The following is a 20005-nucleotide window of genomic DNA, read 5'->3' on the forward strand; positions in this document are numbered from 1 at the left end:
TTCTTAGATAAATGGAAGGAAGCTCTATGGGACAAGTTTTACACAGCAGCGCCACAACGACACAGGCAGTGCGTCGAGCAATACAAAATAGTCAAGAAAGCTTAAGAGCGCTAGCCAAGCGTTACGGCATCAATCAAAAGACCGTCGCAAAATGGAAGAAACGCACTTCAGTAGATGATCTTACAACCGGGCCAAAGAATCCTTGCTCAAGCGTGTTATCGCCTGAAGATGAGGCGGCAATTGTTGCTTTTCGAAAACGCACTTTGTTGCCGCTAGACGATTGTCTTTATGCATTACAGCCAAGTATTCCTTATTTGACACGCTCGTCCTTACACCGCTGCTTGCAGCGGCATGGTATTTCACGACTGCCTGAGGTACAAGGTGATCGCCCTGTCAGGAAGCGCTTCAAGAGCTACCCCATCGGTTACTTTCATATCGACATCGCTGAGATGCAAACAGCACAGGGCAAGCTTTATCTCTTCGTTGCCATTGATCGAACTTCCAAGTTCGCATTCACTGAGTTGCATACTAAAGCCGGTAAGATGGCAGCCGCGCAGTTCCTGCGCAATTTAGTTAAGGCTGTACCCTATAGAATCCATACGGTGCTGACAGATAACGGCATCCAGTTCACAAACCGCACATGTGATCGCTACGCATCTGAGCACATCTTTGATCGGGTTTGTACTGAATGTGGCATTGAACATCGTCTTACCAAGGTCAAGCACCCATGGACCAATGGACAAGTCGAACGGATGAACCGAACGATTAAAGAAGCTACTGTCAAACGGTTTCATTACGATGATCACACTCAGCTATGTACTCACCTTGCTGATTTTATTGCTGCATACAACTTCGGTCGCAGACTCAAAACACTCAGGGGCCTGACTCCCTACGAATTCATCTGTAAACAATGGACAAATGAACCTGAACTTTTTAAGATTGATCCGATCCATCAAATGCCGGGACTAAACACAATTTCAGGGAAAGAAATAGAAATTCCTAAAACACAAACGATGCTATCAAAAGATGTAACACAGTGGTTAGTAAGTCAATCTGCAGAAATGAAAGCAATAGTAGATAAAATTAAAAAGGCTAATCCTTCACTATCTTCTGAGGATTTAGCACATATTGCTGTCAATGTACGTAATGCTTTTGTCAATGCTGCACGTCAGTCTATTGGGGATATAAAAGTATTTACCAATTTAGAATTAAATAAACCACTTTGGGATTATCGTTACAAAGAAGCGGAATTAGCACAACAAGGCTATAGTGGTGATGCACTCAATAAAAAAATGATTGATGATGCATTTGATGGAGACTTACTTGCGAAAGAAACAACTTATGTTGGATGTTTCGTTGCAGGAACATTAGTTCATACTGATAAGGGGCTTGTACCAATCCAAAATATTCAGGTTGGCGATATGGTTTTATCTAGCCCTGAGCAAGGAAATGGGTCAATTCGTGAGTATAAACGAGTAATTAGTACCTTTAAGGCTGAATCAGAAGAAATTTATGAGCTAGTTATTCGCAAACGTATTTATCCAGAAGATGAGGATGATATTTGTCATGATATATATGAAATGATTTATTTAACAGGAGGACATCCTATCTATGTAGAAAATAGTGTGTTTATTGAGGGGTGGGATAGTGAAAGTGATATTGATCAAATTAATGCTCGAAGTGGTAGTTGGCAAGCTGCAAGAGATTTAAAAATATATGATCAGGTGATTGTATCTAGTCCAAAGAATGGCGATGAAGTAGGTTATGAAGTTGTAAGTATTGCACCTGTACAAGATGTTAATCGTGATTATGGCTTTGTTAATGCTGCTAATATGGATGATAATAAGCTATTTGATACAATAATATACTTTGATGAAGAAGGTTATAATATCGTAGGGGGTGATATAAAAGGAGGTAAAAAAAATAAAAGGGATTATTTTGTTGGTAACTATTGTCATGCAAACTATTCAGATCATTCTTTAATAATTAGAGACTTTAGAGAGAATTATGAGAATGTTATGGCCAATGTAGGGGGGCAGATATTAAATATTCCAACAATATGCAGAGCTGTTTATAATTTTGAAGTCGAAGACCATCATAGCTATTTTGTTGGTGAACAGGGTTTATGGGTACATAATACTGGAGAGTGTGGTGGTTATGAATTAGTTCCAGCTAAGAAATTAATTCAAGATACAGAATTTGGTGGTGTTTCAAAAAGTATGCTGAAAAAAAGCAGGTTAGATTTTGATAAAATAGGGAAATGCGAATAACTCTAGAAATCAAATGTCCAACCTGCCTCAGTGAGAGTATAAAGAAAAATGGCATCAAGGTAGATGGGAAACAAAACTATCAGTGCAAAGACTGTAAACGTCAGTTTATTGGTGACCATGCACTCAGCTATCAAGGGTGTAATTCAGGTATTACTCGTAAAATATTACAGTTAATGGTCAGAGGCAACGGTATACGAGATATTGCTGAAGTTGAGCGTATCAGTATCGGTAAAGTTTTACGCACTTTAAGTGAATCAACATATCAAATTCAGCCTAAACAAAGTTATTACGAATCTATCGAAGTGGATGAATTCTGGACTTTTGTAGGAAATAAAAATAATAAACAATGGCTTATTTACGCCTACCATCGAGAAACAGGTGAGATTATTGCTTATGTTTGGGGTAAAAGAGATTTAGCTACAGTCCAACTGCTGAAGGCAAAGCTTAAACAATTAGGTGTTCACTACACTCGAATTGCAAGTGATCATTGGGACAGTTTCATCACTGCTTTTAAAAACTGCAAGCAAAGTATTGGTAAGTTTTTTACTGTGGGTATTGAAGGCAATAATTGTAAAATAAGGCATCGAATTAGGCGTGGCTTTAGAAAAAGCTGTAATTTTTCGAAAAAGCTTGAAAACCATTTTAAAGCCTTCGACTTAACCTTCTTTTATATCAATAATGGCTTCATTTAATGTCAGCATACTTTTTTAAACACCACCTGATATAAGTTTCATCCATATACCATGAATGTAAATCTGTAGGATTACGCCAATACCAGCGTAACCGTTTTTCCATTTCTGGAGCATAATGCTGAACCCAACGATAAATGTGGTGTGATCAACATTCACACCTCGTTCAGCAAGCATTTCTTAAAGTTCACGATAACTAATACCGTATTTACAGTACCAACGTACAGTCCAAAGAATGATTTCGCCACGAAAATGCCGACCATGAAATGGATTCATCAACTGTATCTCTGACAAACAAGATATTTAGCTTAGCATGTCAGGCTATTTGCAACAGTGCCATGCATACTGGCAGCAATATATGAAGCAATATGTTCAGAACTCCATTGCAGAGCAAGATAATTTTTGACCTGTTTCCATACAGCAGGATCAACAGTTTTATGATTTGAGCTATGACGTATTTTTGCCAGCTTATGAGCATGTTTAGCAAAGTAACCATTTCTGTTTCGATTACGTTTGATCTCTCTACAAATCGTAGATGGGGCACGCTCTAATCTGAGTGCAATATGACGCTTAGAAAAACCTTCACGTAATAAACTTCTCCTACAGATAGCAATCGCAATTTTAACAATTTGACAGATGGGATTTTTAACAGAAGTCATCTTCAAATTTTGTACGATGGTCAGATTAGCCCTTTTTAAAATTGCATAAATGAAGCTTGATCAATTGGATACTTAAGTATGTAGTAGTGGTAACTATACTGGTTACCAAAAACTAATTTTTATAATATTTATCTAATAAAAATAATATTTTACATTTTTATATGATGCGTATCATACGCATCATATATATTCCCTCCTATTTTGATATAATTGATCTGACCAATTCTCTGATAGGTTTCATTTAAAATTCATGAGTCTTACTGAAATTAAAGTCCGCCAAGCTCATTGCAAGGATAAAACTTGTTTTTTATCCGACGAAGATGGACTTAGCCTGAAAATTGAGCCTAATGGAAGAAAATCTTGGTGCTATCGCTATACAGATCCAAAAACAAAAAAACGTCGCCGCATTCAGTTAGGGCTTTATCCTGATTTATCTCTGAAAAAGGCACGACAAGTGAGAGATGATTTTAGAGACAATAATTTTTGTTTTGAAAAAGATACCTCTTCCAAATTAATCACTTTTCGTAAAGTAGGGGAAGATTGGTTACAATTCAAACTTAAGAATGCATTCAATGATTCACCGCGTTGTGGTGTTTTACAGCTAGCAGAAATATGTTTACAGCATGACATTTATCCAGATCTTCAGGATATGCCTTTTCAAAACATTAAGCGCTATGACCTAGTTTCAGTAATTAAAAAAATAGAGGCGCGCCAAGTAAAAGAACCTGTCAAGAAAGCTTGTAGTTATTTGAACCAAATTTATGACTACGCTGTAGCGATGGGTTATTGTGAATACAATATCGCCCATGGTTTAAATAAAATTACCGTCAACAATAAAATCAAGAAGAACTACCCTTATTTAAAAGCGGAGGATATATCCGATTTTATGAATAAATTACAAAAGTTGGATACCCATCCAATTGTTAAAAAAGCACTTATGTTTAAATTACATACTGGCGTGCGAGGGGCTGAATTGTTATTAGCTGAGCCTCATCATTTTGATTTAAATGATAAAATTTGGAGGATTCCAGCCTTACATATTAAACAGTTTCGACGGAAAGTTATATTAGGGCATGAAATTCCAGATTTTTTAGTTCCACTTTCAGATCAGGCTTTAGAGATTTTAAAAGATGTAATGCAATGGTCATTTGGTGACAAATACATTTTTTCCAGCCCACGAAAATATAATCAACCGATTCATTTCAATACATTAAATATGGCTATTCGTAAAATGGGTTATGGTAAACATCAATTATCCTCTCATGGACTACGTTCTACTTTCAGTACGATTTTGAATGACTCTGGTTTGTTCCAAGAGAATTGGATTGAGGCACAACTTTCACATATTGATAAGAATCGTACACGTGCAAGCTATAATCATGCTGAATATTTAGTTCAACGAACTGAAATGATGCAGTGGTGGGCTGATTATTTGAGTAATGCTAAGTGTTGACATCCTCTCCCCCTTAAAAGCATAGGTATCTACACAAATCCCAAGCTTTAGGTTAATTTGAAGAGCATGCTCTTCAATTTAACATCTCCTGTCTGGATACACGTCTCGTCAGACGATACAACGCCCTCGTAAAACTTAATATGAATCCTCTTTCTTCACTTGCCCCTGCAATTAAAGAAATTGCCTCTGCCCAGAAGTCTAGCTTTGCAACTACTCAGGCCGTTTGGCGATTCCTCAATAATGAAAAAATCTCTTTCAAGCAATTGAATGAACCAATACAGCAACTTGCATTTGAACAGATTGATCAATCCTCTCACTCTTATGCGCTGATTGTTCATGATTGGTCTCAATTACAATATGTGAAACACAACAATAAAACTCAGCGTCGTCAAAGAACCCATCAATACGATACAGGCTATGAATTACAAAGCAGCCTACTTGTCGATGCTGCATCTGGACTTCCTGTTGCACCTCTTGCCCAGACTTTGTCTGATGCAACAGGATGTTATTCAACGTTTACAGATGACCACAGTCAGCGTGAAACACACCTAAACTCTCTTCTTCATCAAATACAGCATATAGAGAAATCTGTAGTACAAAAGACCTTAGTCCATATTATCGACCGTGAAGGAGATTCAATTGCCCACCTTAGACAGATGAATTATCAAGGATTTAAATGGTTGATTCGCGCTAAAGAAGGTCATCGAGTCGAGTATCAGGGTCAGACATACAAGGTTGGCGAGATTGCAGAAAAGATAGAAACGCATTCGATCAAAAATATTTCCTACAAAGGCAATCAGCATACTTTGCATGTGGGTGAGACCCATATACGCATAACACGTGCAGCAAAACCCAAGCAGAAAGATAGCTCAGGGAAGCGGGTAGTTCCTGAGCAGGGAGATGCTGTCGATGCAAGGCTGGTTGTTTCTGTGGTTAAGGATTGTGACGGCAAAATTGTGGCGAGATGGTGTTTGCTGAGTAATGTTGCAATGGATATAGATACAGCAGAATTGAGTACATGGTATTACTGGCGCTGGACAATTGAATGTTATTTCAAATTGCTTAAGCAGGCAGGACATGACGTTTAAGCATGGCTACAAACGACACCTCAAGCAATCCTGAGAAGACTACTGATCAGCAGTATGGCTTGTGTGCTGACATGGCGAGTGCAACGTGCTACAGATGAGCAGAATATGAGAATTCGGGCATTTCTCACCCGAATTTCAGGTCGGCAACAAAAAAGAGGCAAGCTTGAAAGTGCACCTGCCATATTGGCAGGGCTTTCAATACTATTGAACACCCTTCAGTTATTGTCAGAGTATTCGCCTGATGAGCTGAATGCGATTGCTAAAATCGCATTCGATTTATAAAAAAATGTGTAGATACCTATGCCTTAAAAGAGGGAGATTCCTACAGCTAGACGCTTATGCCCAAGCGCAAGAATGTTCAGTGCTGCATTAATGTCTCTGTCATTTAAACTGAGACATTTTTCATTGCAACAACGCCATTCTCTTATTCGCAAATCTGCTCTACCTTTCGGACTGCTTGCAGTGATCTCACCACAGCTCGAACAAACTTGGGTCGTGAAGTTTTCACTCACTTCCTCAAACAAGACCCCTGCGTTCTCGCATTTATACGTGAGCATTGTTTTTAATGCTGAAAAACCTGTATCTAAAACAGATTTCGCCATTTTAGTTTTTACAAGCTTCTGAGCACTTAAATCTCCAATAACGATCAGTGCATTATTTTTCACAAGCATACTGCTTGCCTTGTGCAAATGATCTTTACGACAGTTCTTAATCTTGGCATGTAATGCACGGACACGCTTTTTATTCTTTGCGCGTTGAGCTATTCCTAATTTCTGCTCATATTGACGATAGAATTTGGGATTAAAGATCACAGTACCATCGGAACAGGCGGCAATATCTTTTAAACCAAGATCAATACCGATTGCTTTAGTCTCTGTTGGCTTCTCTTGCTTCGGTGAATCTACAACTAAACAGACATACCAACGTCCACGACTATCCTCAACGAATGAGCCTGTTTTGACCGTATATTTTGACAGCCCATAACTATCCCATAGTTTGAATTGGTGCTTACCATACTGAATATAGCCATTCGCATATTTTACAGCGACTTTCTTGAAGGGTATCCAACCAAGGGAACATCTAGCAGATTTTTTATTACTCACACGCCATTTTAATTTTGCTTTTTTGAACTGTTTTCTTCGAATAACCAATTCTTCTGTCACAGCCTGAATAGTTTGACTATGTAAATTGCATTCCTTTGATGTGCCTTTGGTATATTTCGCCACATCGTAAGCTGAAAAGAATTGCCCTTTGCGTTGTAGATGTTTGAAACACAAATCATTGACATAATTCCAGACAAAATTCACCTCAGATGCTAATTGGTCTAACACCTTGCAATGTTTATCTTTTATGCGTAACTTAAGTGTTTTCATACATTACATGTTAATTGGTCTATAATGGAAAATTAACAAATAAGATCAGGTCGGCACTGTGTTTTTAATATGCATATTCACTTGGTCTTTGTGACGAAATATCGTAAAGATGTTTTTACAAAACCTATGCTTGATGCAATGGAAGGGATGTTGAAAAAAGTATGTTTAGACTTTGAAGCTAAATTGACTGAATTTAATGGTGAGGATGATCATGTTCACTTATTAATTAACTACCCACCAAAAGTTGCTGTTTCAAATTTGGTTAATAGTTTAAAAGGCGTATCGAGTCGGCATTTAAGGAAAGACTTTCCTGAGATCAAGAACAAGTTATGGGGTGGATCACTTTGGTCGCCAAGCTACTTTGCTTCAAGTTGTGGCGGTGCGCCATTAGAAATCATTAAGCAATACATTGAGCAACAGCAGACACAACACTAGAAGCAGAGCCTTATATCATCCCCATGAATGAGGGTGCTTTACGACTCATTTGATAAACAAACTTTCAAGTAGATCAATAGCTGTTAACTAAATAAAAATATATTTTATTTAAATTTAGTTAGGACTGATATGAAGAACATGAGGGGAGGAGATCTGATTGATTTTTTAAATTTTAGTTATTTATAAAATAATTATACATAAAGCTTAGGCTAATTGATAAGCACTATCTGGAAAGAATAAAAGAAAATATTTTTTAATTTCTGCGAATTCATTTAACGTAGGTTCCCTTTCAAGCAGTTGAAATGTCCAAATAAGTACAGCCTGATGATTATCATAGCAAGAATTGACACCAAGAAAATTAGCCATACCATAACATCTATTGATGTTCATTTCTCTAATTAACTGATTTCCTAAGTCACGAGCTGGCTGGCTGATCAATAATTCATTTGGCAACACGGCGTTCATCTCCATAAAATAATCTGATGTAGATTCAATCCTTACATTTAAAAAGTTATAATTTAATTGAAATAGATCAAATATACTTTCTATAAGCCGTAATAACCTGCTGTAGGTTAATTTTAGCAAAGTATTACTCAGCCAACAACTTAAAATAACCCACAGCAAGTTATTTTTTTGTAAATTAATTGAAATATGATTACTTGTAAGTTATCCAGCCTCATGGGCGATCGAAAAATTTTAAAATTAAGTGCCGTGGTCCATGCAACTGGAATCAATCGCAATACGCTCACAAATATGTATTATGACCGTGCTGTGCGTATTGAATTACCAGTTGCCGATAAGTTATGTAAATACTTTAACTGCACGATGAATGACTTGTTTGAGTATGCAGAAGAGGTTGAAGTAAAAGATTAACTAATACTTATTTTTAGAAGTCTTTCTATCAGGTCTAATACTTTTTTTATAAAAAAATCAAAAACAGAGATTTATCTCATTATTTTTATAATGGGATAAATCTAAAGATAGCGATTAATTTATTCATAAGAAGAATTGAGAGCTTACCCATAATAGCTCCAACTATTAAGGGTAAGTTCCATGTAGTGCAAATTGCAATATAAGGAATTACCAATGACTTCACTGCAATTTATAAGTACATGTTACGCTGTCATTGTATTTCCTGCAATAATTTACCTCTTTGCGCTTTATAAGAAGTCCTTAAAGAAATCTAGAGCTTCATAGCTGATCAAAAAGATCTAAGGAAGTTGATGATTATAAGATAGGAGGTGAATTTCGCAGGTATAAGCCTTTATTAATCGCAAAATTATATGAATGAAGATGATATTGGATAGTAAAAGATCTTTTTGCGTTATTTTTAAAATTAACTATATGAATATATTATTTTTTCATGTTGAAAATTTCAAGTATTAGGGCTTGATGTAATAATGTTTGAGATTGAATGTTCTATAGATGTCCGCAATCCATCGAATAGCTGAACCTCATTTGAGGTGCGAAGATAGTCCAATATATTTTCGCTAAAGGATTCTATGATTTCTTTAGGATTTCTAATTCTAAATTGGCTACTTTCAGCCAATTTGATGAGATGTGAAAGATATGGAAATGCTTTGCTACCAGCCAGTTTGAGTGCCATTTTATTATCAATGGACTGATAGATCAGTGTATGCGTAATATCAAATGGTGGTGAAACAAAAATGTTCTTCATATCTGCGGAATATTGCAGAGCAAAGTTTTTAAGATGTGCATCACCATTACCGATTAAACAGTTAAATACGATGTACTTATACATTTTCTCAACTTCAGCTGCACTACCTGTGTATATATAGGTTGCTTTCAATAGTGTTTCATAGCTACCTGTATATTTCGCATTTGGGTCATTTGACTTTTTCATGAGCGTCGTAAAGTCTTCATAGCCTAGTTTTGTACCATCATTGGAGCTATCAAATCGCTCTACTACATACGTTTCTAAATTTTCAGACAAGTAAGCCTTTGGTGGTTCAAGTCCACACTGCCGCGCAGCCTGCATACAGACAAATTCATTGACAGTGAGTAGTGGAAATTCAGAATCAAACGACTTTACAATCAAATCCCTCTGTTGAACTGTTATATCCGTTTGAACAGTAATTGCATTTGGAATGCTTACTTTGGGTTGCATACCAGCCAATGATGTCCTGAGATAGTATTTTTCTAATAGCTGTGGAAAAAGGGGCTCATTGCTACGATAGGATAGAATCTCACCCAAGCTCAAAGAATCAGCTTCGGGCAAATTTAGCTCACTTTTGTATGAGAGCATTCCGATGCCTTGATCACCTTGCAGTGCCAATAAATACATATCATTGACCTTGGCATATCTTGAAAGCTTTTCAGCGATTAATCGTCGATTAAACCCTTCAGGTAGGTTTTGAGCAAATATTGGGTGTAATGCACGAGAAGAATAACCATCCATGCCTCTTTGAGTCATGGTGAGTGATACATGCTGTGTTTCTTGTGTTGGCTGATAGTGGTGCACTGAACCATATGTCAATATGCCTAATTCAGCTTGATTAGCACACACCGTGATTTTGGTAGAAAGGTTGGTTTGTGTATTCATTCGTCATCCTCAGCAAACATATTTTCAATCTCATCCCAATGAGGCAGTGAATGTCGCTTTGGAGATACATCAAACTGTAGACCGACTGCATCAAGTACACGCTCAAATATATTAAAAGAACCAGTAAATCGCCCATTCTCGATCTCTGAGATTGTAGTTTTATTGATTCGAATCAATTCAGATAATTTTTGCTGTGTATAGCCAAGGGCTTTTCGCTCTATCCGAACTTTTTTGCCAATTTCTACTCTACTTGCCATAGCAATTTGACCATAATATATTAGCTATATAGCTAATATATTATATTAAATGTAAAAAGTTATCTATATAGCTAATATATTAATAGTGAATAGCCACCAAAATTCTAGATACACATAACCATCTTTTGATGGACCTTTTCATAATCTAATGGAGAACGTTGACCATTGGAACCATATCTACATTGATGAATATTGTGGACTTTTTATTATTTATTGCGAAAAAATGTCAAAATAAGAATTTAATTATCCTCATTAAGTATCACATTTTTCATCTAAAATAGTCTGAGGTGAAATAGGCTTCTTAATGTTGGCGTATTGGTACGAAACCTATGCTTTTAGGATAATTTCTCAGATTTAGCTTAAATCTATCTATAAAATAGGTAGTAATTAAAACCTATAACTCTTTAGAACTTCACATACAATAATAAGTCTAGTTTACTATTATAATAGCTGTATAATGGGTCAAACTGGCCATACTTTACTATTTTAATATATTTATGAATAAATTCTGTTCAATTCAAATATTCTTACAAAATCAATGGATAGATTGTGCGACCATTGAATTGATTGGAGATGAAGCTAAAGGTTGGAAGGCCAGTAGTGGTACGTATTATTCAATGGAGCATGCCATTGAATATATGGAGTTACGAGATGGCCATGCAGTTTCAAATCATTATCCTGTGAACCTCGAAAGTAATACTGAACCAACTTGGCCCGCATTTCTGGTTGATCTCTTACCCCAAGGTTATGGTCGAAAAGAACTATTAAGAAGGTTAGGGCGCCCAGAATATGAAGAAGAGTCTGCTGATTGGTCATTACTGAGAATAGGTGCAAGTAATCCGATTGGAAATTTAAGAGTTAAAGAAGCTCATGAATGGCTTTTACAGCAATATTCTGATCAATTGGTTCAAGGATTTTCATTACAGGAAATTATTGAGCGTAGTGATGAATTTCTGGAGTCCTTGGCTTCTTTTGGGCTATTTATATCAGGCTCTTCTGGTGTGCAAGGTGAATGGCCAAAACTATTAATGACTCAGGGCAAAGATGATTTATTTTATTTAGATCATGCACTACCTGATCTTGCGGCCAAACAACATTGGCTGGTCAAATTTAGTCGAGGTACAGATGAGCGGCTGAATAAAATTTTGAATCAAGAAGCCCTATATATGCAATTGGCTGAATATTTAGGTTTACGTGTTTTCAAAGCACTTGAGTTACATGGAAGAACCTTATTCATTCCACGTTTCGACCGCCAAGTGACGGATCAAGGTGTTGAACGAATCGCCCAAGAAAGTCTTGCTGCATTTAGTGGAAAAGTTGGCTTCGGCGTTACGATGACCCATAACGAAGTCTGTAGCGTGATCACGCAATACTGTACCGATCCAGAGCAGGAGATTATTGAATACATTAAACGAGATTTAGCTAATATTGCATTGGGTAATAAGGATAATCATACCCGAAATACGGCCTTTCAAAGATTGACGAATGGTGAAATATGCTTATCCCCCTTATTTGATTTTGCCCCAATGTGGTTACATCCTGATGGAATCGCGAGATGTACGCGATGGAAGAAAGATGATCATCAATGGGCCTCTATCGCCAATCAAATTACTGAGTGTACAACGTTATCTATTGACCAAGTCAAAGCATTATTTTCAGAACAATTGCCGTTATATCAAGGTTTATTAGACAAGATGCTATCGATTGGGATTGATACTGAAATTATAGATAATAGCGCACATCGTATTCAGAATATTTGCAATCAATTGAAGGAGATTTGTCATGGATAAGCGCTTCACTCCTTTATCGCAAATAGAACAAATCCAAAAAAGACAATATGTCTTAGAGATGATTCAACAAAATCCTGACTGGCCAATCAATGTTGTCGCAAAATTCATTCGAACCGAATTACATCTCACCTTATCTGATATGGCGAAAATCACAAAAATTTCATTGCAGACCTTACAAAATTTAGAAAAACCAGATGCAAACCCTACATTAGAAACTATGTATAAACTGCTCAATGCATTTGGGTTAAAACTCTTAATTGTAAAAAAATGAAAATGGAAATCCCTGTCTATTATTTAAATGTTCCAATAAAGTCTATATCTGAAGACTATTCAAATAACATTTTATTCACTTGCATAACGTTGGTCTAGAAAAGCTACATCCCAAAAAAAACTAGGCAAGCATCTATAAAGCTCTGAATAGCCACTATTCATTTGTACAGTATAAATCATATAACGTCTGCATGATTTTTAACATGCGCATATCGCTTAATTGATAAAAAATTTGTTTACCTTCCCGTCGTGTCGATACAATCTGATTGTTTCTTAAAACAGTCAGTTGTTGTGACAAGGTTGGTTGGTAGATATTAGTGCGTATTTCAATTTGCTGTACATTGAGTTCACCTTCTACTAAAACACATAGAATTTTAAGACGATCTGGGTTTGACAAAACTTTTAGACAATCACTGACAAGATCGACTTGTGAAAAGTCTATTCGCGTTTTTAACTGAGTAGTGTTCATGAATGCGTCCTAATAATTAATAATGAGATACAAAAAATTCAAATCTTTTTCTTGAATAATTAAAATTATTATATAATATTAAAACATATATTGTAAGTGGGTATATTACTATGCATGATTTTCTGATTGCATTTCTAGGCGGATTGCTTCTTGGCATAGCCGTGGTGGGTTACCTATATGTACATGGTCGTATCGCTGGAATCAGTGGTTTAATCGGACAGGTGCTGAACCCTACAACGATGTTTAAAACACCGGCAATTTGGTTTCTATTGGGCTTAATCACGGTGCCATTTATCTATGGACTGTTTGTTCAGCCAGAAATTGAGTTGAATGCGAGTCCGCTGATGATGGTGGTTGCGGGTGTCTTGGTCGGCTTTGGTACACGCTTAGGTTCAGGCTGTACCAGCGGTCATGGCATTTGCGGGATAAGTCGTTTGTCTAAACGTTCTATCGTGGCCACCATGAGTTTCATGTTTGCTGGTTTTGTCACTGTTTATATGATTCGTCATATCACAGGAGCTTTCTAGATGAAAAACTTTCTGGCTTTCTTTTTTGGCGGTTTGTTTTCTGTGGGGCTGATGGTATCAGGTATGTCGAATCCGGAAAAAGTCCTCGACTTCTTAGACTTATTTGGTGACTGGGATGCCAGTCTAGCCTTTGTGATGATGGGTGCAATTGCCGTGGCATTTATTCCCTTTCAAAAAGCCATGCGTTCTGCAGCACCGAAAACCGTATTTAACGAACCTATTTTATTGCCAACCAGTCAAAAACTTGACCCACGCTTAATCATTGGCAGCCTGCTATTTGGTATCGGTTGGGGAATTGCTGGTGTATGTCCTGCACCAAGTTTTACTTTGATTGGCCTTGGACATTATCAGGTCCTGTATTTTATTGTCGCGATGCTTGTAGGCGTGTTGATTCACCGTAAGTGGGCAGGAGCTTAATGATGTCAAATTCCCCAGTTGTAAAAGATTTTTTTCATGAAGATACCAATACTTTTAGTTATGTGGTGAGTGATCCTTCAACTCAGGCATGCGCAATTATTGACAGTGTGTTGGATTATGATGCTGCATCTGCAACCACTTCGACCACACATGCCGATCAGATTATTGCATATGTCAAAGTACAGGGGTTAACAGTCGAATGGATTCTGGAAACCCATGTCCATGCCGATCACTTGACCGCAGCGCAGTATCTCAAAGCTGAATTGGGTGGCAAGATTGCCATGAGTCAAAAAATTGCTGTGGTACAGGAGATCTTTGCTGCGATCTATCATTTGGATATTAAGCAATGGAATGCCCAGCAGTTATTTGATTACCTATTTGAAGATGATGAGAAATTTCAGATTGGTTCAATCGAAGCATATAACATTCCCACCCCCGGACATACACCGGCCTGCTTAAGTTATGTCATCGGTGATGCTGTCTTTGTCGGGGATACTTTGTTTATGCCAGATTATGGTACGGCACGTTGTGATTTTCCGAGGGGCAGTGCAGCAATACTTTTTGATTCGGTACAACGCCTGTTTGAACTGCCAGAGAGTACCCGAGTATTTCTATGCCATGACTATTTACCACAAACCCGTGATCGCTATGTGTGTGAGACGGATCTTCAGACGCAAAAAAACCGAAATATTCATATTCATCATGGTACGACCAAAGCTGAATTTGTAGAAATGCGTAATAAGCGCGATTCGGGTTTGAGTATGCCAAAACTAATTTTACCTTCGATACAGATCAACATGAAAGCCGGACAGTTCCCTGAGCCAGAAGAGAATGGAGTTTCTTATTTGAAACTTCCACTTAACTATTTCAGATAAACAAGTTTCAAGATTAAACAACAAGGTTTGTCTTTTGTTGAATTGCTTGATTTAAAGAGGGGTGTGGGCTATGTGGATGTTGATACTGGAAGGCTTGGCCATTGGTGGCTTGCTAGGGTTAACAGGTGCTGGTGGAGGTATTCTCGCTGTGCCGGCACTCATGGCGAGTCAAGGGTGGACTGTAGCACAGGCTGCCCCTGTGGGCCTACTTGCAGTCACTCTATCCGCCTTGGTTGGAACATTTGAAGGTTTATTCAAACGTATAGTGCGTTATCGTGCTGCGCTTTGGATTGCTCTCATCAGCATTCCATCAGCACGTTATGGTGTGCATCTAGCAGGAATTATATCTCCAGTATGGCTAACACTAGCATTCACTCTAGTGATGCTGCTCGTCGCTTACCGGATATTCTTTAATAAAGTCCATGATCATGAAAATGCACTGTGCAAGGTTAATCAAACTACAGGTCGCCTGATCTGGAATATGAAAACTGCTTTGTCTCTCGGTATTATTGGTATGGTGGCAGGTTTGTTAACTGGCTTGCTTGGAGTGGGTGGTGGTTTTGTGATTGTTCCAGCACTACGTAAAGTGACAGACCTCGATATGCGCAGTATCGTTGCGACCTCCTTGATGATTATTTTTCTGATTGGCGGTGTCAGTATTTCTGCCCACGTGCTGGATGGCTTTCAATATCCTGTTTCAGTCACGCTGACTTTCGTTATGGCGTGTATTGTAGGGATGTTAATTGGGCGCAGTTTAATACATCGGATAGATGCTAATCGAGTGCAAAAGATTTTTGCAACGACTGTGATTGGTGTAGCCTTATATTTGATCTATACAGCCGTAATAGCTTAATACTGCGAATTGACAGGAGACATATTTAAAAGATGAAACTTTAATGAAAATAGAGATGCGCATTTTTAAACACGCAACAGATTGTTATGAATCAGTAGAGGTGAATAGTGATGAAAACCGCAGAGCAATTAATTTTAACAGCGAAAAGCCGAATTCAGGAAGTCAGTGTACATGACTTATTTGATGCAATCAAAAACCATAAAACGATCCTGATCGATGTTCGAGAGCCTGAAGAATTCCAAGCATCAGCCATAGATCGTGCTGTGAACTATCCGCGTGGGGTATTAGAAATGCGCATTCATCAGCATCCGTTAGCCAATCATCACTGTGATACCGTCCAAGCCCTTGAGTATTTGAAAGATCAGCCAATTTATTTGATTTGTGGTACAGGTGGCCGTTCGGCATTGGCTACAGATGCTTTGCAGAATATGGGGTTTACTCAGGTGAAATCCGTTCAAGGAGGATATCAAGCATGGTTAGAACAGGGCTATTCAGTGGAGAAATAACCTGATATTCGATTTCAAATCCAACTCGAATCTACAGATATTCAAGTGAGAGCATAATGAAGTACAAAGAATTAACCCAAAACATTTCAGGAAGTTTAAAAACGTTAGCGCAGGATTCTCCTGATTTAATGAAAAGTTTTAATCAATTGTCACAGGTAGCAATGCGGGATGGTGTTATTGATCCCAAAACCAAGGAACTTATTGCTTTAGCTATTGGTGTTGCCGCTCGTTGTGATGGTTGTATTGGTTTTCATGTTAGGACATTGGTGAAAATGGGGATGACATTGCAAGAATTGGAAGAGGTGCTTGGAATCGCAGTTTATATGGGCGGTGGTCCTTCTTTAATGTATGCAGCCAATGCATTGGAAGCGTTTAAAGAATTCACGGCCTAATTTACTCAATCATTGGAAATAGATATAAATCAGGATTGGGACAGTCTTTATTCGCAAACACAGGATCTTTATAGCATTTCACCTAACCATTTTATTCAAGAGATAGCAGATTAGGTCCCAATAGAGGGAAAAATACTGGCTATTGCAGATGGCAAGAGATGGAATAGTCTTTATTTGGCTGAAAATGCGAAACAGCAACATTATCCATTTTCAGCCAAGGTTTGGGATTACTCAAAAGTTGTTCTGTAGTACCTATCTGAAAAAGCCCCAAATGCCGAGTTTAACTTCATGCGGCTTTGTTGCACTTCATCTGAGAATCTAAGATCTAAATAACTAGAACCCTTAACTCATAGTTCTATTATAGAGTGTGAATTTTTTCCTAAACTCTACTTTTTTTAATAAAATAGTCTTTATAGGGAGTTAATATGGATTTCCTATAAAAATTAAGTTAGAAATAAATCTAAAATGTAAAAAAGCTAAGGAAGGCAGCGCTTTAAATGAAGAATAATTTTAATAGTTACGACACTTATCAGATCTTTAATCTTATTGGGCAGCATAGTGAACTTAAAATTATTTTAAACACAATTTCCAAATGGCTTGAATTGCATATTCCAAATGCCTTAGTCACCATTATGGTTTATTCAGAACAGGATCAGACTTTAAAACTTATTAGTGGCAATCAACACTTTTCTAAGCAGTATTGTAAAGCTATTGATAATTTAAAAATTGGTCCGCATCAGGGTTCCTGTGGCACGGCTGCATTTCTGCATAAGCTAGTGATTAGTCCTAACTTAATGGAAGATCCCAATTGGGAAGCTTACCGAGCATTAATTCAGACAGAAAAGCTTTCTAGCTGTTGGTCTACACCGATTATTAGTGCAAAAGGTATTTTATACGGAACTTTTGGAACCTACTACCGCATTAAAAGAGAACCTACTGAACAAAATATTAATCTGTTGTTGCAAGCCGCGGCCTTAGTTGCTTTAGCTATTGAACTTGATAATGAACGCCAGCAAAAATTAGCAATCAATGAAAAATACAGCTCTTTTTATACTTATCATCCTGATGTGATTTTTGAATTTGATACAGAAGGCTATGTAATAAATACTAATATCGCTTGTCGTGAAATTACAGGTTTTTCTGAAGAACAAATTCAAGGCAAACATTATTTGACATTTATACCTGATGAATATCATGATCTAGTTGATACAGCATTTGAAGAAACGCTACAAGGCAGGGCTAAACACTATGAAACTCCTGCTTACCATGCTTCTGGTGGGATCTTGTGGCTTGACCTGACTAATTTACCTATTATTCAAAACCAAAAAGTTACTGGTATATTTGCAATCGCACGTGACATTACCCTACGCCGCAAAAATAAGGAAACTTTACGCCTCTTAAAACGTGGAGTAGATGCAAGTCCGAATGGTATATTTATTACTGACGCATCTGAAAAAATGTTAATTGTCTATGTTAACCCAGCTTTTCTCAAGTTAACCGGTTATACAGAACAAGAAGTCATGGGGCGAGACTGTTCTTTTTTACAAGGTGCAGATACAGATTTTGATCAGATTACATTACTCAAACAAGCAGTAGAAGAACAAAAAGAGGTTTTTGTTACTGTAAAAAATTATTGTAAAGATGGAAGCTGGTTCTGGAGTCGCTTAATGCTGGGACCTGTTTTTGATCAAGATGATAATTGCACTCATTTCTTAGGGATTCAGGAAGATATTACCCAGCAACGTATTCATGAAGAATATTTGGAATATCTACATAATCATGATCATTTAACTGGCTTACCCAATCAAATAATTTTTGAAAACTTTTTAGAAGATGCTTTTAAAAAACAACAGTACAATCCACAACCTTTAGTCTTGTTTTACATAGATCTGGATGACTTTAGATCAATGAATGACAGTTTAGGTTATGTAATTGGTGATAAAGTTCTCAAGAATGTTGGAAGCCGCCTTCAAGAATTTTTAAACCCAGATGATCTTCTCAGCCGCTATGCCGAAGATGAGTTTGTAGTGTTGATGGCAGATCCCCATGACCCAAAGAAAGTAATCGCAACTGCTGAAAAAATTCTTGATCTTATTTCACAAATTTTTCAAGTCGAGGGTCACACTATACATCTGAGTGCTAGTATTGGCATCGTAACAAATAACAATTCCATACAGCACTCTTCAGAACTTTTATCTCAGTCTGTTTTAGCTATGCAGGAGGCCAAAAGACAAGGGCGCAATACTTGGAGCTGGTATGAAGAAAATAATAACAAGGTTGTCCAAAAAATAGATTATGCGCATCTTCGCCTTGAACTTATGGAAGCAGTGAAAGAGAAACAGTTCAATCTATTTTATCAACCGCTTATTCAACCATTAACTGGAAAGGTTAAGGGGGTGGAAGCTCTTATTCGCTGGTATCATCCACAGCGGGGCTACATCTTCCCCGATGTTTTTATTCCTTTAGCAGAAAGAACGGGACAAATTGTAGTTATTGGCCAATGGGTGTTAGAAAAAGCATGTACAGATATTTCTGAATGGAATAGGAAACATAATAGCGATCTTACCGTGTCGGTTAATATCTCTCCTTTACAGTTTTGTAGAACGGGCTTTCTAGAAGGGCTTAAATATGTACTTGAAGTCAGTAATTTACCTGCGAAATTACTCAAAATTGAAATTACGGAAGGAGTAATTATTAATGGAACCGATAGAGCAATAAAAATTTTGGAATCGGTACGCGCTTTAGGTGTACAAGTCGCAATAGATGATTTTGGAACTGGTTATTCGAGTCTCAGCTACTTACGCCGTTTACCTATTAATCAAATAAAATTAGACCGTAGTTTTATTGAAAACCTTACTATAAATCATCAAGATGCAGCTATTGTTCAGTCTATTATCCATCTTGCACATCAGCTTAATTTAGAAGTGGTGGCAGAAGGAGTCGAAACATTAGATCAAGCTAGTTTACTCTATCAACAAAATTGTGATCTTCTACAAGGTTATTTTTATGCGCGACCAGCACCTATAACTGATTTAAAACTGATATATATGTCATTAGATAGTTATTTAAAAGCTGAAAATTGAATAATATTCTAATTTAAAATTTATATTGTTTAGTAA

The 20005-nt window shown here is 37.2% G+C and carries 22 protein-coding genes and 2 pseudogenes; 17 read left to right on the forward strand and 7 right to left on the reverse strand.

The features are described from left to right. Positions 1 to 26 precede the first annotated feature (26 nt). From F994_RS05740 to F994_RS05745, 3 genes and pseudogenes are all read left to right on the forward strand, one after another. Positions 27 to 971: pseudogene (locus F994_RS05740) on the forward strand (IS481 family transposase); the annotation flags it as partial. 1047 nt (positions 972 to 2018) lie between these two features. Further along, on the forward strand, positions 2019 to 2270 hold the full coding sequence (locus F994_RS17790; RefSeq protein WP_228128037.1) for an HINT domain-containing protein: 252 nt from the start codon (positions 2019 to 2021) through the stop codon (positions 2268 to 2270). Next, positions 2261 to 2962, forward strand: coding sequence for an IS1 family transposase (locus F994_RS05745; protein ID WP_004649235.1), 702 nt, complete (start codon positions 2261 to 2263; stop codon positions 2960 to 2962). Before F994_RS17790 ends, F994_RS05745 begins: the two co-directional genes overlap by 10 nt. A gap of 25 nt (positions 2963 to 2987) precedes the next feature. Here F994_RS05745 and F994_RS17140 read toward each other — a convergent pair. Continuing rightward, positions 2988 to 3235: pseudogene (locus tag F994_RS17140) on the reverse strand (IS6 family transposase); the annotation flags it as partial. A gap of 32 nt (positions 3236 to 3267) precedes the next feature. Then, the gene (locus F994_RS05750; RefSeq protein WP_004649243.1) at positions 3268 to 3618 is read right to left on the reverse strand and encodes a helix-turn-helix domain-containing protein; all 351 of its coding nucleotides are present in this window, start codon (positions 3616 to 3618) and stop codon (positions 3268 to 3270) included. Between the two features lie 250 nt (positions 3619 to 3868). On the opposite strand from F994_RS05750, the gene F994_RS05755 reads away from it, so the two are divergent. From F994_RS05755 to F994_RS18055, 3 genes are all read left to right on the forward strand, one after another. Beyond that, positions 3869 to 5071: a tyrosine-type recombinase/integrase gene (locus F994_RS05755; protein ID WP_004649244.1), complete on the forward strand. Its 1203-nt coding sequence runs from the start codon at positions 3869 to 3871 to the stop codon at positions 5069 to 5071. 140 nt (positions 5072 to 5211) lie between these two features. Further along, complete coding sequence (locus F994_RS05760) at positions 5212 to 6159, forward strand: transposase (protein WP_004649245.1); 948 nt, start codon at positions 5212 to 5214, stop codon at positions 6157 to 6159. 54 nt (positions 6160 to 6213) lie between these two features. Then, positions 6214 to 6441 (forward strand): hypothetical protein, encoded by a 228-nt coding sequence (locus tag F994_RS18055; protein WP_456049060.1) that lies wholly within the window; start codon positions 6214 to 6216, stop codon positions 6439 to 6441. A 23-nt stretch (positions 6442 to 6464) separates the two neighbouring features. On the opposite strand, the gene F994_RS05765 is transcribed toward F994_RS18055, so the two are convergent. Then, entirely contained in the window at positions 6465 to 7532 is a 1068-nt protein-coding gene (locus tag F994_RS05765) for an RNA-guided endonuclease InsQ/TnpB family protein (RefSeq protein ID WP_004649246.1), read from the reverse strand. 39 nt (positions 7533 to 7571) lie between these two features. Between F994_RS05765 and tnpA the strand changes: the two genes are divergently transcribed. Beyond that, complete coding sequence (gene tnpA, locus F994_RS05770; RefSeq protein ID WP_228128038.1) at positions 7572 to 7967, forward strand: IS200/IS605 family transposase; 396 nt, start codon at positions 7572 to 7574, stop codon at positions 7965 to 7967. A 204-nt stretch (positions 7968 to 8171) separates the two neighbouring features. On the opposite strand, the gene F994_RS05775 is transcribed toward tnpA, so the two are convergent. Beyond that, complete coding sequence (locus F994_RS05775; protein ID WP_004649248.1) at positions 8172 to 8423, reverse strand: hypothetical protein; 252 nt, start codon at positions 8421 to 8423, stop codon at positions 8172 to 8174. Positions 8424 to 8618: 195 nt separating this feature from the next. Here F994_RS05775 and F994_RS05780 point away from each other — a divergent pair, with 195 nt between their 5' ends. Continuing rightward, complete coding sequence (locus F994_RS05780) at positions 8619 to 8840, forward strand: helix-turn-helix domain-containing protein (protein WP_034696742.1); 222 nt, start codon at positions 8619 to 8621, stop codon at positions 8838 to 8840. A gap of 502 nt (positions 8841 to 9342) precedes the next feature. Here F994_RS05780 and F994_RS05785 read toward each other — a convergent pair. Beyond that, positions 9343 to 10530 (reverse strand): type II toxin-antitoxin system HipA family toxin, encoded by a 1188-nt coding sequence (locus F994_RS05785; protein ID WP_004649250.1) that lies wholly within the window; start codon positions 10528 to 10530, stop codon positions 9343 to 9345. After that, positions 10527 to 10787, reverse strand: coding sequence for a helix-turn-helix domain-containing protein (locus F994_RS05790; RefSeq protein ID WP_004649251.1), 261 nt, complete (start codon positions 10785 to 10787; stop codon positions 10527 to 10529). The genes F994_RS05785 and F994_RS05790 overlap by 4 nt, the downstream gene beginning before the upstream one ends. 497 nt (positions 10788 to 11284) lie before the next feature. Here F994_RS05790 and F994_RS05795 point away from each other — a divergent pair, with 497 nt between their 5' ends. Together F994_RS05795 and F994_RS05800 are read left to right on the forward strand one after the other, a co-directional pair. After that, entirely contained in the window at positions 11285 to 12577 is a 1293-nt protein-coding gene (locus F994_RS05795) for a type II toxin-antitoxin system HipA family toxin (RefSeq protein WP_004649252.1), read from the forward strand. After that, positions 12570 to 12848 (forward strand): helix-turn-helix transcriptional regulator, encoded by a 279-nt coding sequence (locus F994_RS05800; protein ID WP_004649253.1) that lies wholly within the window; start codon positions 12570 to 12572, stop codon positions 12846 to 12848. Before F994_RS05795 ends, F994_RS05800 begins: the two co-directional genes overlap by 8 nt. Before the next feature lie 153 nt (positions 12849 to 13001). Here F994_RS05800 and F994_RS05805 read toward each other — a convergent pair whose 3' ends face one another. Next, a complete protein-coding gene (locus F994_RS05805; protein WP_004649254.1) occupies positions 13002 to 13316 on the reverse strand; it encodes an ArsR/SmtB family transcription factor in 315 nt (104 codons plus the stop codon). 110 nt (positions 13317 to 13426) lie between these two features. Here F994_RS05805 and F994_RS05810 point away from each other — a divergent pair, with 110 nt between their 5' ends. From F994_RS05810 to F994_RS05840, 7 genes are all read left to right on the forward strand, one after another. Next, positions 13427 to 13843, forward strand: coding sequence for a YeeE/YedE family protein (locus F994_RS05810; RefSeq protein ID WP_004649256.1), 417 nt, complete (start codon positions 13427 to 13429; stop codon positions 13841 to 13843). Continuing rightward, positions 13844 to 14260, forward strand: a complete 417-nt coding sequence (locus F994_RS05815; RefSeq protein WP_004649257.1) for a DUF6691 family protein — start codon at positions 13844 to 13846, stop codon at positions 14258 to 14260. Positions 14261 to 14262: 2 nt separating this feature from the next. After that, positions 14263 to 15135 (forward strand): MBL fold metallo-hydrolase, encoded by an 873-nt coding sequence (locus tag F994_RS05820; RefSeq protein ID WP_004649258.1) that lies wholly within the window; start codon positions 14263 to 14265, stop codon positions 15133 to 15135. A gap of 70 nt (positions 15136 to 15205) precedes the next feature. Beyond that, on the forward strand, positions 15206 to 15988 hold the full coding sequence (locus F994_RS05825) for a sulfite exporter TauE/SafE family protein (RefSeq protein WP_004649259.1): 783 nt from the start codon (positions 15206 to 15208) through the stop codon (positions 15986 to 15988). 110 nt (positions 15989 to 16098) lie between these two features. Then, positions 16099 to 16494, forward strand: a complete 396-nt coding sequence (locus tag F994_RS05830; RefSeq protein ID WP_004649260.1) for a rhodanese-like domain-containing protein — start codon at positions 16099 to 16101, stop codon at positions 16492 to 16494. 56 nt (positions 16495 to 16550) lie between these two features. Further along, positions 16551 to 16886: a carboxymuconolactone decarboxylase family protein gene (locus F994_RS05835; RefSeq protein ID WP_004649261.1), complete on the forward strand. Its 336-nt coding sequence runs from the start codon at positions 16551 to 16553 to the stop codon at positions 16884 to 16886. Positions 16887 to 17383: 497 nt separating this feature from the next. Next, entirely contained in the window at positions 17384 to 19969 is a 2586-nt protein-coding gene (locus F994_RS05840; RefSeq protein ID WP_004649263.1) for a sensor domain-containing protein, read from the forward strand. The last annotated feature ends 36 nt before the right edge of the window (positions 19970 to 20005 follow it).

It is taken from the genome of Acinetobacter bohemicus ANC 3994, assembly GCF_000367925.1.
Taxonomy (GTDB): Bacteria; Pseudomonadota; Gammaproteobacteria; order Pseudomonadales; family Moraxellaceae; genus Acinetobacter; species Acinetobacter bohemicus.

What these genes read in the sequence shown, in the direction of transcription:
- F994_RS17790 (WP_228128037.1), top strand. Translation starts at nt 2,019, where the DNA reads ATGGCCAATGTAGGGGGGCAGATATTAAATATTCCAACAATATGCAGA.
- F994_RS05745 (WP_004649235.1), top strand. Translation starts at nt 2,261, where the DNA reads ATGCGAATAACTCTAGAAATCAAATGTCCAACCTGCCTCAGTGAGAGT.
- F994_RS05750 (WP_004649243.1), bottom strand. Translation starts at nt 3,618, where the DNA reads ATGACTTCTGTTAAAAATCCCATCTGTCAAATTGTTAAAATTGCGATT.
- F994_RS05755 (WP_004649244.1), top strand. Translation starts at nt 3,869, where the DNA reads ATGAGTCTTACTGAAATTAAAGTCCGCCAAGCTCATTGCAAGGATAAA.
- F994_RS05760 (WP_004649245.1), top strand. Translation starts at nt 5,212, where the DNA reads ATGAATCCTCTTTCTTCACTTGCCCCTGCAATTAAAGAAATTGCCTCT.
- F994_RS18055 (WP_456049060.1), top strand. Translation starts at nt 6,214, where the DNA reads ATGGCTTGTGTGCTGACATGGCGAGTGCAACGTGCTACAGATGAGCAG.
- F994_RS05765 (WP_004649246.1), bottom strand. Translation starts at nt 7,532, where the DNA reads ATGAAAACACTTAAGTTACGCATAAAAGATAAACATTGCAAGGTGTTA.
- F994_RS05780 (WP_034696742.1), top strand. Translation starts at nt 8,619, where the DNA reads ATGATTACTTGTAAGTTATCCAGCCTCATGGGCGATCGAAAAATTTTA.
- F994_RS05785 (WP_004649250.1), bottom strand. Translation starts at nt 10,530, where the DNA reads ATGAATACACAAACCAACCTTTCTACCAAAATCACGGTGTGTGCTAAT.
- F994_RS05790 (WP_004649251.1), bottom strand. Translation starts at nt 10,787, where the DNA reads ATGGCAAGTAGAGTAGAAATTGGCAAAAAAGTTCGGATAGAGCGAAAA.
- F994_RS05795 (WP_004649252.1), top strand. Translation starts at nt 11,285, where the DNA reads ATGAATAAATTCTGTTCAATTCAAATATTCTTACAAAATCAATGGATA.
- F994_RS05800 (WP_004649253.1), top strand. Translation starts at nt 12,570, where the DNA reads ATGGATAAGCGCTTCACTCCTTTATCGCAAATAGAACAAATCCAAAAA.
- F994_RS05805 (WP_004649254.1), bottom strand. Translation starts at nt 13,316, where the DNA reads ATGAACACTACTCAGTTAAAAACGCGAATAGACTTTTCACAAGTCGAT.
- F994_RS05810 (WP_004649256.1), top strand. Translation starts at nt 13,427, where the DNA reads ATGCATGATTTTCTGATTGCATTTCTAGGCGGATTGCTTCTTGGCATA.
- F994_RS05815 (WP_004649257.1), top strand. Translation starts at nt 13,844, where the DNA reads ATGAAAAACTTTCTGGCTTTCTTTTTTGGCGGTTTGTTTTCTGTGGGG.
- F994_RS05820 (WP_004649258.1), top strand. Translation starts at nt 14,263, where the DNA reads ATGTCAAATTCCCCAGTTGTAAAAGATTTTTTTCATGAAGATACCAAT.
- F994_RS05825 (WP_004649259.1), top strand. Translation starts at nt 15,206, where the DNA reads ATGTGGATGTTGATACTGGAAGGCTTGGCCATTGGTGGCTTGCTAGGG.
- F994_RS05830 (WP_004649260.1), top strand. Translation starts at nt 16,099, where the DNA reads ATGAAAACCGCAGAGCAATTAATTTTAACAGCGAAAAGCCGAATTCAG.
- F994_RS05835 (WP_004649261.1), top strand. Translation starts at nt 16,551, where the DNA reads ATGAAGTACAAAGAATTAACCCAAAACATTTCAGGAAGTTTAAAAACG.
- F994_RS05840 (WP_004649263.1), top strand. Translation starts at nt 17,384, where the DNA reads ATGAAGAATAATTTTAATAGTTACGACACTTATCAGATCTTTAATCTT.